Source organism: Galactobacter sp. (assembly GCF_022712295.1).
In the GTDB taxonomy this organism is placed as follows: domain Bacteria; phylum Actinomycetota; class Actinomycetes; order Actinomycetales; family Micrococcaceae; genus Galactobacter.
This window is the reverse complement of sequence record NZ_JALAGT010000091.1, coordinates 1-14,708: the sequence shown is the minus strand read 5'-3', so window position 1 is coordinate 14,708 and position 14,708 is coordinate 1. Positions and strand designations below refer to the sequence as shown.

16 protein-coding genes and 1 pseudogene are annotated in these 14,708 nt (G+C 66.2%); 12 read left to right on the top strand and 5 right to left on the bottom strand.

The features are described 5' to 3' along the window. Window positions 1–303, bottom strand: a pseudogene (locus tag Q0A15_RS07165) (hypothetical protein); the annotation flags it as partial. Between Q0A15_RS07165 and Q0A15_RS07160 the strand changes: the two are divergent. The 8 genes from Q0A15_RS07160 to Q0A15_RS07125 all read left to right on the top strand — a co-directional run bounded on the left by Q0A15_RS07160 (window position 304) and on the right by Q0A15_RS07125 (window position 7,667). After that, window positions 304–2,430, top strand: coding sequence for a chorismate-binding protein (locus Q0A15_RS07160; RefSeq protein WP_291278840.1), 2,127 nt, complete (start codon window positions 304–306; stop codon window positions 2,428–2,430). Beyond that, complete coding sequence (locus tag Q0A15_RS07155) at window positions 2,427–3,140, top strand: aminotransferase class IV (protein ID WP_291278839.1); 714 nt, start codon at window positions 2,427–2,429, stop codon at window positions 3,138–3,140. The genes Q0A15_RS07160 and Q0A15_RS07155 overlap by 4 nt, the downstream gene beginning before the upstream one ends. A gap of 210 nt (window positions 3,141–3,350) precedes the next feature. Continuing rightward, a complete protein-coding gene (locus Q0A15_RS07150) occupies window positions 3,351–4,136 on the top strand; it encodes an acetoin reductase (protein WP_291278838.1) in 786 nt (261 codons plus the stop codon). A gap of 107 nt (window positions 4,137–4,243) precedes the next feature. Next, window positions 4,244–5,140, top strand: a complete 897-nt coding sequence (locus Q0A15_RS07145) for an amidohydrolase family protein (protein ID WP_291278837.1) — start codon at window positions 4,244–4,246, stop codon at window positions 5,138–5,140. Beyond that, entirely contained in the window at window positions 5,137–5,715 is a 579-nt protein-coding gene (locus Q0A15_RS07140; protein ID WP_291278836.1) for a GNAT family N-acetyltransferase, read from the top strand. The genes Q0A15_RS07145 and Q0A15_RS07140 overlap by 4 nt, the downstream gene beginning before the upstream one ends. A 28-nt stretch (window positions 5,716–5,743) precedes the next feature. Next, window positions 5,744–6,187 (top strand): VOC family protein, encoded by a 444-nt coding sequence (locus tag Q0A15_RS07135; protein ID WP_291278835.1) that lies wholly within the window; start codon window positions 5,744–5,746, stop codon window positions 6,185–6,187. A 26-nt stretch (window positions 6,188–6,213) separates the two neighbouring features. Continuing rightward, on the top strand, window positions 6,214–6,570 hold the full coding sequence (locus tag Q0A15_RS07130) for a GntR family transcriptional regulator (protein ID WP_291278834.1): 357 nt from the start codon (window positions 6,214–6,216) through the stop codon (window positions 6,568–6,570). 77 nt (window positions 6,571–6,647) lie between these two features. Continuing rightward, window positions 6,648–7,667: a hypothetical protein gene (locus Q0A15_RS07125; protein ID WP_291278833.1), complete on the top strand. Its 1,020-nt coding sequence runs from the start codon at window positions 6,648–6,650 to the stop codon at window positions 7,665–7,667. 235 nt (window positions 7,668–7,902) lie between these two features. On the opposite strand, the gene Q0A15_RS07120 is transcribed toward Q0A15_RS07125, so the two are convergent. Beyond that, window positions 7,903–8,724 carry an ABC transporter ATP-binding protein gene (locus Q0A15_RS07120; protein ID WP_291278832.1) on the bottom strand — a complete coding sequence of 274 codons (822 nt, stop codon included), beginning with the start codon at window positions 8,722–8,724 and terminating at the stop codon, window positions 7,903–7,905. 125 nt (window positions 8,725–8,849) lie between these two features. Here Q0A15_RS07120 and Q0A15_RS07115 point away from each other — a divergent pair, with 125 nt between their 5' ends. The 3 genes from Q0A15_RS07115 to Q0A15_RS07105 all read left to right on the top strand — a co-directional run bounded on the left by Q0A15_RS07115 (window position 8,850) and on the right by Q0A15_RS07105 (window position 11,850). Beyond that, on the top strand, window positions 8,850–10,310 hold the full coding sequence (locus Q0A15_RS07115; RefSeq protein WP_291278831.1) for an MFS transporter: 1,461 nt from the start codon (window positions 8,850–8,852) through the stop codon (window positions 10,308–10,310). A gap of 13 nt (window positions 10,311–10,323) precedes the next feature. Next, entirely contained in the window at window positions 10,324–10,788 is a 465-nt protein-coding gene (locus Q0A15_RS07110; RefSeq protein WP_291278830.1) for a hypothetical protein, read from the top strand. A gap of 297 nt (window positions 10,789–11,085) precedes the next feature. Then, a complete protein-coding gene (locus Q0A15_RS07105) occupies window positions 11,086–11,850 on the top strand; it encodes a hypothetical protein (protein WP_291278829.1) in 765 nt (254 codons plus the stop codon). A gap of 73 nt (window positions 11,851–11,923) precedes the next feature. Here Q0A15_RS07105 and Q0A15_RS07100 read toward each other — a convergent pair whose 3' ends face one another. Continuing rightward, window positions 11,924–12,403: a peroxiredoxin gene (locus Q0A15_RS07100; RefSeq protein WP_291278828.1), complete on the bottom strand. Its 480-nt coding sequence runs from the start codon at window positions 12,401–12,403 to the stop codon at window positions 11,924–11,926. Window positions 12,404–12,586: 183 nt separating this feature from the next. On the opposite strand from Q0A15_RS07100, the gene Q0A15_RS07095 reads away from it, so the two are divergent. Further along, window positions 12,587–13,387: a GNAT family N-acetyltransferase gene (locus Q0A15_RS07095; protein ID WP_291278827.1), complete on the top strand. Its 801-nt coding sequence runs from the start codon at window positions 12,587–12,589 to the stop codon at window positions 13,385–13,387. 8 nt (window positions 13,388–13,395) lie between these two features. On the opposite strand, the gene Q0A15_RS07090 is transcribed toward Q0A15_RS07095, so the two are convergent. Together Q0A15_RS07090 and Q0A15_RS07085 are read right to left on the bottom strand one after the other, a co-directional pair. Next, window positions 13,396–14,388 carry a hypothetical protein gene (locus Q0A15_RS07090; protein ID WP_291278826.1) on the bottom strand — a complete coding sequence of 331 codons (993 nt, stop codon included), beginning with the start codon at window positions 14,386–14,388 and terminating at the stop codon, window positions 13,396–13,398. Between the two features lie 17 nt (window positions 14,389–14,405). After that, the coding region (locus tag Q0A15_RS07085) for a phosphatase PAP2 family protein (RefSeq protein WP_291278825.1) at window positions 14,406–14,708 on the bottom strand (303 nt) is incomplete at its 5' end.

The window sequence follows — 14,708 nt, the reverse complement described above, 5'->3', positions numbered from 1 at the left end:
CCCCCGGTGTCCGTCCACGCCGACCATGGCGGTCGCAACCACCCGGGCCTGCGCAGCCGATTCAGAGTCCACGATCCCCAGGACGGCAGAGAGTTCGCCTTCAACGGCTCGCTGGAAGTCGCCGATCGGGTCGTTCCACGGGCGCACCAAGCCGGTGGCCTCCCAGAGGGCAGCCGCGGAGGCGGCATGATTCAGAGTGAGTTCGATGATGCGGGTCATGCCGGTGACGCTACCCGGGGCGGATGACCCCCGGTGTCCGCCTTGGCCCGAGTTGTCGGTGGCCTCCCCGGTAGGCTTCGCCATGTGATCCGCACCCTGCTCATCGACCACCGGGACTCGTTCACGCAGAACCTGGCGCACGATCTGGCCACGGTGTTCGGCACGGCCCCGACGCTCGTGGAGCATGATGACCCGAACCTCGAGCTGAGCATGCTCCAGAACTTCGACTGTGTGGTGCTCTCACCCGGTCCCGGCGACCCGGCCAAACCCGCGGATTTCGGCTTCGGAATGCGGGTGCTGAAGGAATCCACGCTTCCGGTACTCGGCATCTGTCTGGGGCATCAGGGCCTGGCTCTGGCTCATGGTGGCGAGGTCTCTCGCGCGCCGGAGCCGGTGCATGGTCGCGTGGACGAGATCCACCACGACGGGACCGGCCTCTTCACGTCGCTACCGTCGCCGCTGCCGATGGTCCGCTACCACTCCCTGGCGGTGACGAAGGTGACAAGCGATCTCCGCGTCACCGCACGCACGTCCGACGGCGTCGTCATGGGTCTGGAACATCGCACCCTGCCGCAGTGGGGGGTGCAGTTCCACCCCGAATCCATCTGTTCCGAACACGGCCGCGATTTGCTGGCCAGGTTCCGTGACGAGGTGCTGGCCAGCATGAATGAGCGCGCTGGGACCGAGGAGGTCGCTGGTCAGAACGACGCAGCTGCTTCCGAAAACGCAGCGCAAGGCCTCACGGAACACCGCCTCCACGTCCGCACCCTCACCACCGAACTCGACGATCAGAGCCTGTTCCACGCCCTCTTCGGTCACGACGACAGAGCCGTCTGGCTGGACGGCAACGACGCCAACACCAACGCACGCTTCTCCATCATGGGCACCGGCGACACCCTCGCCTTGGCCGACGTCACGGCCGGGACCGTGGCCGTGGAAACGGTCGGCGGCGCCACGATCAGCAGCCAAGAGTTCTTCAGCTGGCTGGAGGCGGATCTGGCGGGCCGCCGCCTGGCGGGCGGCAGCGTCGACTCCCGAATGCTCAACGAAACGGGCCTTGCCACCGCTCTGCCGTTTGACTTCCGCCCAGGCTGGGTCGGATACCTCGGATACGAATTGAAGGGGCAACTCGGCTCGTCGAACCGGCACCACTCCGACCTTCCCGATGCGGCACTGCTTTTCGTGACCCGTGCGCTAGTGGTGGATCACGAGACCGACACGGTGTACCTGTTGCAGCTGGACGGAGATCCCAACGGCAGCGCATCCTGGTTGGGGTCCGCGCAGCGGACCCTGGCTCAGGCTGCGCCGAAGGCTGGGGACCCAGGGAAGAGGGGCACCGTCGTCGGGCATGAGGCCGCCGACACCCGGCCCACGGTGCGCGCACGCGAGGGCCACGACGCCTACGTGGCCAAGGTGCGCAGCGCTCAGGAACTCATCGCCGCCGGGGAGACCTACGAGCTGTGCCTGACTACCCAACTCAGCGCCCAAGGATCCCCGGACCCGTGGGAAACCTACCTGCGACTGCGCGAGCAGGCCCCCGCACCGTTCGGGGCGTACGTGAGGCTGCCGGCAACCGAGCGGACGCCGGCGCTCGCCGTGCTGTCCACCTCGCCGGAGCGGTTCCTGCGCGTGGATGCGCGGGGACGGGCGGAGTCCTCGCCCATCAAGGGAACGCGACCGCGCGGCGCCACGCGTGAGGAGGATGATGCGCTGCGGGAGGACCTCGCGACGCATCCGAAGGACCGGGCGGAGAACCTCATGATCGCGGACCTGGTGCGCCACGACCTCGGAGTCACCGCGGCGACCGGCACTGTGCGCGTGGAGGAGCTCTTCGGCGTGCACACCTTCTCCAGGGCCCACCAGATGATCACCACAGTGTCGTCAACGTTGGCGACGGGGTTCAGCTCGGTGGCCTGCCTGCGTGAGGCGTTCCCGCCCGGATCCATGACGGGAGCGCCCAAGCACCGCACCATGGAACTGATCGACGCACTGGAATCCGGGCCCCGCGGGGTGTACTCGGGCGCACTGGGCTGGTTCGGCGTGGACGGCGCGCTGGATACCTCCGTGGTGATCCGCACCGTGGTGATGGCGCGTGACGAGCTGCGCTACGGAACGGGAGGGGCCATCGTGGCGTTGTCCGATCCTGAGGACGAGTATCAGGAGACCATGGTCAAGGCCGAACCGCTGAAGCGTCTGTTGGGGCAATCATGAAGGACCCGGTGGTGGACTCGTGGCTCGTGCTCGACGGCGCTGTGCGCGCCTTGGGGCGGCATCGCGCCCGATTCGAGGCGGCGTGCGCAGCCGTCGGCGTCCGGGTTCCGGGGGGCGGATGGTCCGGTTTCTGGACCCGGGTGGCGGCGGCCACCCCGCGGACTGGCGCCTGGTTCCCCCAAGTTCGCGCGGTGCCGGGTGGCGAGCCGGAGTTCGTGCTGCGGCCCGCGCCGGCAAGGATGCCCGACGTCGCGGTGTGGGTTCCCGGGGACGCCGCGCAGGATCGGCGGATTGCGCCGCGGTTGAAAGGGCCGGACCTCGACGACCTCATGGCGCTGCGGCATCGGGCACGAGAGGTCGGGGCGGACGAGGCCCTGCTGGTCTCCCCCGACGGGTGGGTCGTGGAGGCCGCGAACTCGTCGCTCATGTGGTGGGAGGACGACGTCTTCTGCATCCCAGCGCGTGTGTTGCCGGCGCTGGACGGGGTGACCGTTGGGCTGATCCTGGAGGAAGCGGTCCGGAGGGGGATCGAGGTCCGTGAACGTTTGGCGCGGCCGGAAGATCTACGGCCACACGAGGTGTGGCTGACCAGCGCGTTGCAAGGAATACGTCCGGTGAGCCGATGGGTGGGGCCCGACGGATCCGAGGTTCCGGCCGCGTCCGCGCCGCGGGCAGCGGAGTGGGTTGCGTGGCTTCGAAACGTGACCTGAGCATTGTTTGACGCCTGAATGCTTGACGTGTCACATAAATTGGAGGCATGCATCTCATTGGTAGTTCCTTTTCTGCGTGGCGGGTCCATGATGATCAGTGAAAGGGGGAGGCGCCCAAACCAGGGAGCCACCCACTACCGCAGCCCAGCGATCCGGCCGTGAACCGGACGGCACGGCGGCGGAACCGATTGAGGAAGAAGGAAACACTCCATGTCTGAGAATCGTGTAGCACTCGTCACCGGCGCCGGTCAGGGAATCGGCCGCGGAATCGCCCTGCGCTTGGCCTCCGACGGCTTTGATGTCGCCGTTGCCGACCTCCCCTTCCAGGAGGAAAAGGGCAAGGCCGTTGTGAAGGAGATCGAGGCTCTGGGTCGTAAGGCCATCTGGGTGGCCGCCGATGTCTCCAAGCGTGACCAGGTCTTCGCCGCTGTGGATGCCGCCGCCGAGCAGTTGGGCAGCTTCGATGTGATCGCCAACAACGCCGGCATCGTGCAGGTGAAGCCCGTTGACGACATCACCACCGAAGACCTCGAGAAGATCTTCAACATCAACGTCTTCTCCGTGATCTACGGCATCCAGGCTGCCTCGGCCAAGTTCAAGGAACTGGGCAAGGAGAAGGGCAAGATCATCTCCGCCTCCTCGATCGCGGGCATCAAGGGCTTCCCGATCCTGGGCGCCTACTCCGCCTCCAAGTTCGCCGTCCGCGGCATCACGCAGGTGGCTGCGCAGGAGCTGGCCCCTCGCAACATCACCGTCAACGCCTGGGCTCCCGGCATCGTCGGCACCGGCATGTGGGACACCATCGACGAGGAGATGGGCAAGCTCAACGGCAAGGCCAAGGGCGAAAACCTGAAGGACAATGTTGAGGCCATCGCTCTGGGTCGCATCGAGACCCCCGAAGACGTTGCCGGTGTGGTCTCGTTCTTCGCGTCCGACTCCGCCGACTACGTGACCGGGCAGAACCTCCTGGTTGACGGCGGCATGCTCTACAACTGATTCGTTGAGGTCTCCGCGCGCTGTGCGCGGGGCCGAATGTCCGACGAGGGGTGCCCGGCTCATGCGAGCCGGGCACCCCTCGCACATTCGGCGGGTAGCGTGGGGACATGTCCGTTCAGCCTCCCCGTGATGACGCCGACCTGACCCGATACGCAGCCGGTCTCGGCATCCCAGGCTTCGCCGATGTACACGTGCACTTCATGCCGCAGAACGTCCTGGACAAGGTCTGGGACTTCTTTGACCACGTGGCAGACGAGGGGTTCGAGCCGTGGGGGATCAAGTACCGCACCTCCGAAGAGGAGCGTATCGAGACCCTGCGTGAGTTGGGTGTGGTGGCGTATTCCGCGCTGAACTATGCGCATCGGCCGGGGATGGCGGCCTGGCTCAACGACTACTCGGCTGCGTTCGCCCGGGATCACGTGGGCACGGTGGTGCACTCCGGGACCTTCTACCCGGAGCCTTCAGCCGGAGCGGACACCACTGCCGCCCTCGCCGCTGGGGCCCAGATCTTCAAGGTGCACGTCCAGGTGGGTGGATTTGCGCCGGACGACCCATTGCTGGACTCCTCGTGGTCCCAACTGGAAGAGGCCGGGGTACCAGCGGTGATGCACTGCGGCTCCGGACCTCACTCCGGCGAGTTCACCGGGCCAGAGCGCGTCGGGAACCTGCTGCGCAAGCATCCGGACCTGAGGCTGATCATCGCCCATGCGGGTATGCCGGAGTACCGCGAATTCACGGCGCTGGCACGTGCCTACCCGGAGGTGTACCTGGACACCACCATGGTGGGCACCGACTACATGCAGCGGCTGTTCCCGATTCCGGAGGACGTACTGCTGTCCTGGGAGAACATGCCTGACAAGATCGTGCTGGGCACCGACTTCCCGAACATTCCGTACGAGTATTCCCACCAGATCCGAGCGGTGGAACGCTTCGGCTTCGGCGACGACTGGCTGCGCGCCGTGCTGTGGGAGAACGGCGCCAAGCTGATGGGGATCGACGCATGAGGGCTGGCCCCGGGTTCGCGGAGGTTCGGACGGAGCGGATGCTGCTCGCCCGTCCAGTGCCTGACGACGTGGACGAACTCTTTGCGCTGTTCTCGGATCCACGGGTCTGGACTCACCTGCCCTCAGGGATTGCCAAGGAGCGGGAGGAGATCGAGCGGAAGGTCGCCGCGTGGTTGGCCGAATGGGACCGGGCGGACCTTGGCGTGTGGGTGGTCCGCGACCCTGGAGACGGGCGCTTACTGGGCGGTGCGGGATGCTCACTGCGTGGTGGGCCGGACGATGCCAGCCGGTTCTGGAATCTGGGGTATCGCTTCCGGGCGGAGGAACAAGGGAGAGGGCTGGCCACCGAGGCCGCCCGCGTGGCCTGCCGAGCCGCTCATGACGTGGCTCCGGAGGTACCGATCGTGGCCTACTTACTTGAACACAATCTGGCCTCCGCCGCAGTGGCTCGCAAGCTCGGCATGACGCTGCAATGGCGCGGGCCGGACGCCGGCAACCCCGACCCGGAAGCGATCCGGCTCGTCTTCGCCGACCGCGACCTGACAGAACCCCAGTTGGCAGCGGCTCAAGCTTGAGCCTTCAGCGCGGGCTAGTCTGTGGCGCATGAGCATCAAAATGGTCAATGTCGGAATTGCCGTGAGGGACCTCGAGGCGACCATCGCGTTCTTCACCGATCTGGGTCTGCGGGTTCTGGGCCGCGACACCGTCAGCGGCGATTGGGCCGACACCGCCGTGGGTTTGGACGGCAATCACGCGAAGATCGCCGTCCTGAGCACCCCAGAAGACGATGGGCAACTCGAACTGTTCGAGTACATCCACCCGGATGCGATCGCGACCCGACCGACGCTGCCGCACGAGATCGGTATGCACCGGGTGTCCTTCCAGGTGGACGACATCGATGAGTCCCTTGCGATCGCTGCACGCCACGGGTGCTACCCGCTGCGAGGTGTGGCCAATTACCAGGACGTCTACAAGCTCACCTATCTGCGTGGTCCAAGCGGAATCCTGGTGATGCTGGCCCAGGACCTGTCTGCCACGCCACAGTAAAGTTCTAGTGATGCTAGAATAACTACATGTTGATCAGGATAGATCCCAGGCGCGACGAGCCTGTCTTCGTGCAGATCGCCACCGCGGTGCGTGCTCAGATCGTGGCGGGCGATATCGCCCCCGGGGATCGACTGCCTGCCGCCAAGGAGATCGCCGTTTCCCTGCAGATCAACGTCCACACCGTGCTGCACGCCTATCAAGTCCTGCGGGACGAAGGACTGTTGGAACTGCGCCGCGGCAAGGGTGCCACGGTCACCGGGGCGGCAGCCCCGCTGAGCGCTCTGCGCGGTGACATCCGCACACTGGTCGACGCCGCGGCGCGGCTCGGCGTCAGCCGCGAGGCCTTGGCCTCGCTGGTGCGCGACGCTCCGGTGCCGGGCTGAGCGGGAGGCGGCTTGACGGCCGTCGGGCACTGACAACGGGCAAGACGAGATCGATACGCAACGAGGACTGAGACGAGATGACCAGCACAAGAATCGCACCGAGGAAACAGGCGACGGCACGCTTCCGCTGGTTGGCATTGTGGATTCCGCTGATCGTCATGGTCATGATCGCGGCAATTCAGGCCACCGTCACCGACGACCTCACCGCCACCGTCGGCACGCATTTCAGAGTCGATGGGACAGTTGACGGGTGGGGTCCGGCTTGGACGTATCCAGCGCTCACGGTCGGAGTAGGAGGCGGCTGTTCGGCAGTGTTCTGGCTCATCGGCGTCTTGGGCCTGCGAGGCGTCGGCGGATCGGGGAAAGCGGTACAACTACGCTGGCTGACCGCTTTCGCAACCGGGTCCGCGGGATTCATGGCCGTCGCCATGGTTTCCGCGGGATCCCAGTCCGTGACAGGCCTGAACATGTTCATATGGGTCGGCATGGGTGGCATTGTGGCCGCAGGCTTGGCCGGATTCTTGGGTTACCGCCTCGCGTACGACATCGAGGGAACGGGCGACGAGCCGGAGCAACCTCAACCCGTGGCGCTGGAGGTCGACGAGCGGGCAGTGTGGACCGGGCGGTGCTCCGTGGCGAAGGTCGGGTTCTGGATCACCGTTGGCGCGGTCCTTCTTTGCGCAGTGTGCATCATCCCGGCGGCTTGGGTAGAGATCGGCGAGTCCGGCAGCATCGGCTGGGCAACCTGGCTGGTCCTGGGTTGCACGGTGCTGGTCGCGACCGCCGTGCCGGGCACCATGTCGGTGCAGGTCCGGGTGGATGCGTCAGGATTCATGGCCCGGGCACCCATGGGACTGCCCAAGAAGCACATCGCCTTGGACCAGATCGAGCGGGCCGAGGTCACCGAAGTGAACCCGATGGGGGAGTTCGGTGGTTGGGGCTGGCGTAAGGCTCTGGGCGGTGGCGGTTCCGCCGTGTGCCTGCGGACGGGCGAAGGCGTTCGCGTCACCTATAACGGTGGGAAACTGTTCACCGCCACGGTGGACGACGCCGCCACGGCCGTGGCTCTGCTGAACGGACTGAAGGCGCGGGCCTGACTGACTGGTCTGCGATAGCCGTCAGCAGCTGAGCTTCGCGCTCTGTTCATTTCTCCCGAGGCTTTCCGTCGCTGCCTCATGGTTTAGGTATGAGGTAGCGACGGAAAGCCTGGGGATGGTGAGGGCGCCTGGTGGGAAGGGAGTGGTCGTGGCGGAAAGCCTGGGGAAGAGCGCAGTGGCTGGCGGGAAGTGAGTGGCGCTGGCGGAAAGTCTGGGGAGGAGTCAGTGGCCCGGCTCAGCGGCGGCCTGCGCGGGCGCCCCAGCGTCCCTCATGGTGGGTCACCCGGATGGGGAACTCGAAGGCGTCCGAGATGGTTTCCGAGGTGACGGCCTCATCCACCGGACCCCGCGCCACGATGACTCCGTCCTTGATGATCAAGGCGTGCGTGGTGGACTCCGGCAGTTCCTCGAGGTGATGCGTCACCAGCACGGACCCCAACGTCGGCCGGGCATTGCGCAGCCCGTCCACGGTCTCCAGCAGGGCCTCACGGGCTGCGATGTCGAGGCCGGTCGTGGGCTCGTCCAGCAGCAACAACTCCGGATCCACCATCAGTGCGCGGGCGATCAGTGCGCGGCCGCGTTCACCCTGGCTCATGGTTGACCATCGACCGTCCAAACGGTGGCCCAGACCCACGCGCGTCAGTAGCTCCCGAGCGCGCTCCGACTGCTCGTCCGTCGGGACGAAACGCGGCGGGACCTCCACAGCACCGGCCAATCCGGCCAGCACCAGTGCGACCGAAGTGGGGTCGGAGAGCACCTTCAGCCGCGGATTCACGTGACCGATCCGCTTGCGCAGCGCGGCCAGCTCCACCCGGCCCATGCGGGAACCGAGGATGTCCACGTTGCCGGAGCTCGGGAAGGTGCGGGCCCCCGCGAAACCCAGGATGGTGGACTTGCCGGCACCGTTGGCCCCCAGCAAGGCCCAATGCTCACCGGCCCGCACCGTGAAGGAGATATCTGAGAGGATCATGCGCTCGCCGCGGCGGAAGCTCACGTCCTGCAGATCGAGGACGGCGTCGGAGCGGGGGGAATCGGTGAGGTGGGAAGTCTGGGTCACAAGTCGTGAGTCTTGCACTTGCACCCGGTCCTCAGCACATCGTCATGCCGAGGATGACGCGACTCACGCGACCTGTACCGACCAACCGGTAGACGTTCCTCGATCACCGTCGATAGTCTTTTGTGGTGTCCGTTCACTCGTCATTGTCGCCGACCTCGGTCTGGCAGCGTCCCCTGTTGCTGAGCACCATCGGTTCGATGGCGTTGCTCTTCCTCGCTGCGTTCGAGGAACTGGCCATCGCCACCGTGATGCCGCGCATCGCGGACGAACTCCACGGGCACTCCGTCTACTCCCTGGGCCTGGCTGCTCCCATGGCCACGGCGATCATCGGCATGGTGGTCTCCGGCGCCTGGTCAGACCGCCGCGGTCCGCGCGGCCCGTTCTGGTTCGGGTCCGTGGTCTTCGGGGTGGGACTGCTGGTAGCAGGCCTGGCGCCGGAAATGACCACGTTCGTGATCGGGCGCCTGTTGCAGGGTCTCGGAGCAGGTGCCATCAACGTGACCATCTACGTGCTGGTGGCGCGCTTGTATCCCATGCATCTGCACGCCAAGATCTTCGGCCTGTTCGCCGCGTGCTGGGTGATCCCGTCGCTGATCGGCCCGTTCCTGGCCGGGGCAGTGGCGCAAGCGTTCTCCTGGCACTGGGTGTTCCTCGGTGTGCTGGTCCTGGCCGCGGTCGCGTGCCTCACCATGGTGCCCTCGCTGCAACGGCTGCCATCCGAAGAGGAACCGATGCCCGACGGCGCGGGGCAGGACGGCGCCTCCGGCACCCCTCCGGGTGCCGATTCGGCGGGCGGGATCCGCAAGATCGTGATCGATGTTTCGCGTGCAGCCGTCATCGCCTTCGCTGTGCTGAGTGTCGGTTTCCTCGGGGACTGGGGAGTCTGGCGGTACGTGGTGTTGGCCGTGGTGGTTGCCTTCATCCTTGTGCTGATCAAGCCGCTCTTGCCCAAGGGCGCGTTCCTGCTGGCCATCGGCCTGCCCGCGGTGATCGTGCTGCGAGGGCTACTTGCTGCGGCCGATTTCGGCGCGGAGGCCTATCTCCCGCTGCTGTTCAACAAGGTCTACGGGCTTGACCTGACCTTGTCCGGCCTGGCACTGACGGTCTCCGCGATCTCGTGGGCGCTGGCGTCCTGGGCGCAGGGGAAGTTCTTCGAGACGTGGAACGACAGGTCCCTGCTGACGTTCGCGGTCGCCTTCGTGGTGTTGGCCATCGCGGGCGTCGCGGTCTGCACCATGGCGCAGCTACCGGTGTGGATCATCGTGGTCTTCTGGGCCATCAGCGGATTCGGGATGGGCCTGGCCTACCCTCGAATGTCCACCATGGTCATCAGGCTTTCACCGCGGAACAAGCAGGGATTCAACTCCGCGGCACTGAACATGTCCGACTCCACCGGAGCGGCATTGGGTGTGGCCGGGCTCGGAACCTTGCAGCACGGCGCGGCCGTGGGTCCCCTGGCGGCGATCTTCTTCGTGGCCACTGTCGTGGCCGGCTTCGCATGGTTCGTGGCTTCTCGCACGGGCCGGGGCGGCGGCCGAGACGTGGGCCAAAGCGAAGTGCGGGTAGATTCGAACCCTGAGTCGTAGTAGGAGGCAAAAGATGTCTGTATCTGACGAGGAACGAGGCACCTGGGAACGGGGCTACCACCGGCTGACCGGTAAACACCTGGACTGGGTGGAGTCCGGGCCCGAAGGCGACGGTGCACTGTCCGTGGTGGAAGTGGACCCGCAGTCGGCCGATCGTCTGGGCGTGATGCCCGGTGAAGGTGTGCTGTCGGAAGCACCCATGGGGGACTATGACGTCTTTGAACTCTCGGTCTTTGCCCGCCCTGTGGCTCAGATCCGTTGGTGCGTGGACGGCGACGTGGGACTGATCGGTCCTGTCATCCGTGTGGGGGACTCGGATTTGGCGGATGACGAGGTCCTGCCGGTGTTGGTGGAAGCCGCATTGGACGAGGCCTGGCAGGCAGGAGCGGATCGCGTGGTGGCGCTGGTTCCGGCCAAGGTCGTTGGTCCCTATCAGCGGGCGGGCTGGCAGGTCCGCGCCACGATTCGCGAGGCCTGATCGGCGTTCAGCCCAGAGTCTTGGCTCGAGTGCGTTCCGGGTGCTTGTCGGTACTCGGCAGTTCCCTTACGCTGTGATCTGTTATGACTCGATGACCTGAGGAAGATCGTCATGTTGGCTTTGGGTAGGCGTGGTTGGTCCCGATAGGGAATAGCAGTGGCAGCAGATGACAACCAGGGCAGTGCCGACATCGACGAGGACTATCTGGATTGCACGTGGGGCATCACGCCGGAGCAGGGTACAGAGGGCGCCAAACAGCTTCTGGGTCTCTGATCCGGAGCCGGAACGGAGGAAAAGATGATCTTCAAGCGTGGCGGCGTACTCTTGGCGGCGACCAGCACCGTGCTTCTCGGCCTGGTCCTGGTCGGATGCGACTCAGGTTCCGGCGGCAAGGGCAAGGGCGGAGTCGATGTCTCTGCGCAGGGCCAGGTCGGTTACGCCTGTCAGTTGGCCAAACACGTCCAGAGTCAGGGTGACCTCGGTGAGATGAAGCAACTGAGCGGGTTGACTGGCGTACAGCTCACGGCTGTGACGAAGCTGGTCGGCGCGGGGCACCCTCGGATTGCCGTGTTGGGGGACCGGCAGGACTACTCAGAGGTGGAAGGGATCAGTGCCTCTCAACGAAAACTGATGGATCCAGCGCTTGAGATCGCCTCCGGTTTCACCACGCTGAAAATCGAGGCCCTGCACTCCGGCCTCGATTCCCTGGTGGAGGAATGCGATGGCCTCGGAGGGGCCAAGCCGGCGATGGCACCGGATGTCTCCGAGGACGGCATGGTTGCCTACGCCTGTGCGCTGACAGACAAGATCCGCGAGGAGAAGTCGTCTGCCGGTGAGGCTTCCACGGCGACATCTCCCCGTGAGGTGGACCCCCGCATGGTCGAGGCCCAGTCCGTGGCTGCTCTGCTCGGTGGTTGGACCAACTATGAGATGTCGGGCCATGAGGATCTTTCAACACCTGCCAGGCAACTGACGGGAGCGGTCAGCGGCGACTACATGAACCCGGGTTCCCTGGATGGTGCGCTCAACGAAGTAGCCGGAGTCTGCTCGGCCGACTCGTGAACCTCGTGGCCCTGCCTGGCTCTTCCGCCCTGCCGACGCTGCTGCGTCGGTGGCCGGAAGATGGCCGAACGGTTCAGACGGAGAGCTTCTCGCGTAGGCGTGCCACGTGGCCTTCCGCGTTCACGTCGTACTCGGCATCGGTCAGGGTCAGGTCCGGCGCGACCACGAAGGTGCAGCGCTGGGTGCCGGTGAACGTCTGGTCCCCGAAGGTCTTGGATCCGTAGGCCCCGTAGGATTTGGCGACCTCGCCGCCCGGGTCGGAGAGCAGCGTGAAGGTGAGGTGCTGCTCCTCGCGGAAGCGGACGAGATCCTCGGCCGGATCCGCGGAGACTCCGAGCACCGTGTAACCGGCGCCCTGTAGGGAGGCGAGGTTGTCCCGGAAGTCGCAAGCCTCGGTGGTGCAACCGGGAGTGGAGGCCTTGGGGTAGAAGTACACCACCACGCCGCGCTGGGCGGCCTGGGCCGTCTCGGCGAGGTGGACAGGCTGGCCGTCCGCGTCGTTGAGGGTGAAGTCTGGGGCGGTCTCGCCCGCGGTGAGCTGGGATTCGGTCATGTGAGCACTCCTTGACGATGATGGGTTGTTGCGCTCGCCTCCAGGCTAGTCCTCGTGTGGAGCAACGAAACAGGGTTCCATGATTCGGACGCATGGCTACCGGTGTGCAGTTCTCTAGGAATGAAGGTGGCGCATGAACATAGGTGTGGCCCGGTTCCCGGACGTGTGGGTACACTCGGTCAAGTGATCGAGGAATCTCAATTACTTAGGATCTATGACCAGCAATTGCGCACCGAGGCCGAGATGGACGCCGGAGTCCTGTCGCAGGCCCGCTTGGGCCCCTTCTGGATCGGCATTGTTCCGGGCAATCGCGCCTTCGTCACGTATCAAGACTTGGGCGTCGACTCCGTCGAAGACACCCGTTTACTGTTCCAGCGCCTCCGTGCCGCCATTGACGGGTGGACCGGGATCGACGAGGTGGAGGTCAAGACCCGTGGCCACGACCAGGCACCGGGTTTGGCGGAGGCGCTGGAAGAACACGGGTTCAAGCCGGGGGAGCGCGAGACCGTGGTGCTCGGGCCGGCGGCCGGGCTCCTGGGTGTCTCCTCGCCCAGCGGGATCACCCTGCGCAGGGCGGAGACCGAGGCGGATGTTCGTGCGGCGTGTGAGCAGGCCGACGAGGCCTTCGGCGGCGAGCCGACCGCGCGCCGTATGATCCCCGAGCTGTGGTCCCGCCTCCAACTCGACGATGACCCCATGCAACTCTGGTTGGCCCTGGACGGTGACACCGTGGTGGCGTCTGGGCGTATCGACCCTGTGCCCGGAACCGACATCGCCGGAGTCTGGGGTGGCGCCACGCTGGACAGCCATCGGCATCGAGGTATCTACAGGGCCCTGCTCAGCGCCCGCGTCGCCGCGGTGATGAAGGAGAACGGCATCGACTGGATCCACTCCGATTGCACGGACCATTCCCTTCCCATCCTGGCCGCCGCCGGCCTGCAGCCCATCACCACCACGACACCCTTCACCTGGCGGAGGGACTGATCTGCGGCTCAGCCCTCCAAGCCGGCAATGAGCCGGTCAGCCATCAGCACCGCCTGACCCGCCACCATGACGGGCTGGGCGGTGGCCCACAGCGTGGGATCGCGGGGGACGGCAAGGCGCAGCGTGGCTCGTTCTGCAGAGATCGACGCGAAGCCGACCAGCTGCAATTCGGCGCGCAGATCCACCTCTTCCCGTACGTAGGCGGTGACCAGGCCCGTCTTGCTCGCAGCCAACAGCGGCCTGGCCCCCAGCCGCTCGGCCACCACTGCCACCGCTCTGGCCTGCCCCTCCGGAGGCAGTGGGTGCCACCATGTGGTGTTCTTCCCCTGCGCGCCCGGGTAGGAGGCGAGCCATGTCCTCTCCAGTTCCTGAGCCGAAGTCGGCGCCCACTCCCCATGGTTGTCGCGGGAGACGAACTCGCCAAGCTGGTTCAGCGCCCTCCGGACGGCCTGCGGCGAGACGCCCAACCGCTCTGCCAGTACCCCGACCGGCTGCGGGCCCGCCACGAGCAGCACCCGCGCCACACCCCAGCGAACCCAGGGGAGCCGCCCGCCATGTTGTCTTCCGATGCCCGACGACGGGTCCGCGCCACGCTCCGCCGCAGGCGCCGGGCGCGCGTCGTCGGGCATTCCCGCCACGGGCCGATCCCGCCGCCGCGGGGCGTCGTCTGGGACATCGGTGCCGACGGCTTCATAGGTGATCCCGTTGACGACGGCCCTTGGCGGCGACCAGGTGAGGACATCCCAGCGGCCCAGCCTCGCGGCGTCGAACACTCCAGCGGAGGCGCCTGAAGCCACGAGCAGCGTCCGGGACACGGCCGTGCGATCACCGCGTTTGCGGGCCTCAGACAAGGTGATGCGGCCGCGGTCCCCGCGCAGCGTGCGCACGGCGCGGCGGGAGTTGGGCAGGATCAGTTCCCAGGTGTCGCCGCTTCGCGCATGAAGGCGGAAGCCCAGCGCGCGTAGTGCGGCCTCGGCTGAGACGGAGACATCGGGAAGCACGGATCAAGTCTCACACGTCAGGCGGACCCGCCCGCACGGGGTGCACGGGCCAGGCTTCGCTGGGCCATTCCGGCCACGAGTGGGGCAACGCCCAGGCCCCATACGAGGGACGCGGTGGAATCCGTGGGGAAGTGCACGCCGTTGGAGACCACCACCACCACGATGAAGGCAACCCAGCACGTGCCGAGCACAGTCACGACCGCGCGGGTGCGGTTGGTTGTGGCGACGACCAGAAATATTGCCACGACGGAAATCACGGCGAACGATGTATGCCCCGATGGGTATGAAGTGTTCCCCTGGTATTCCACGAAGGGGTGGGG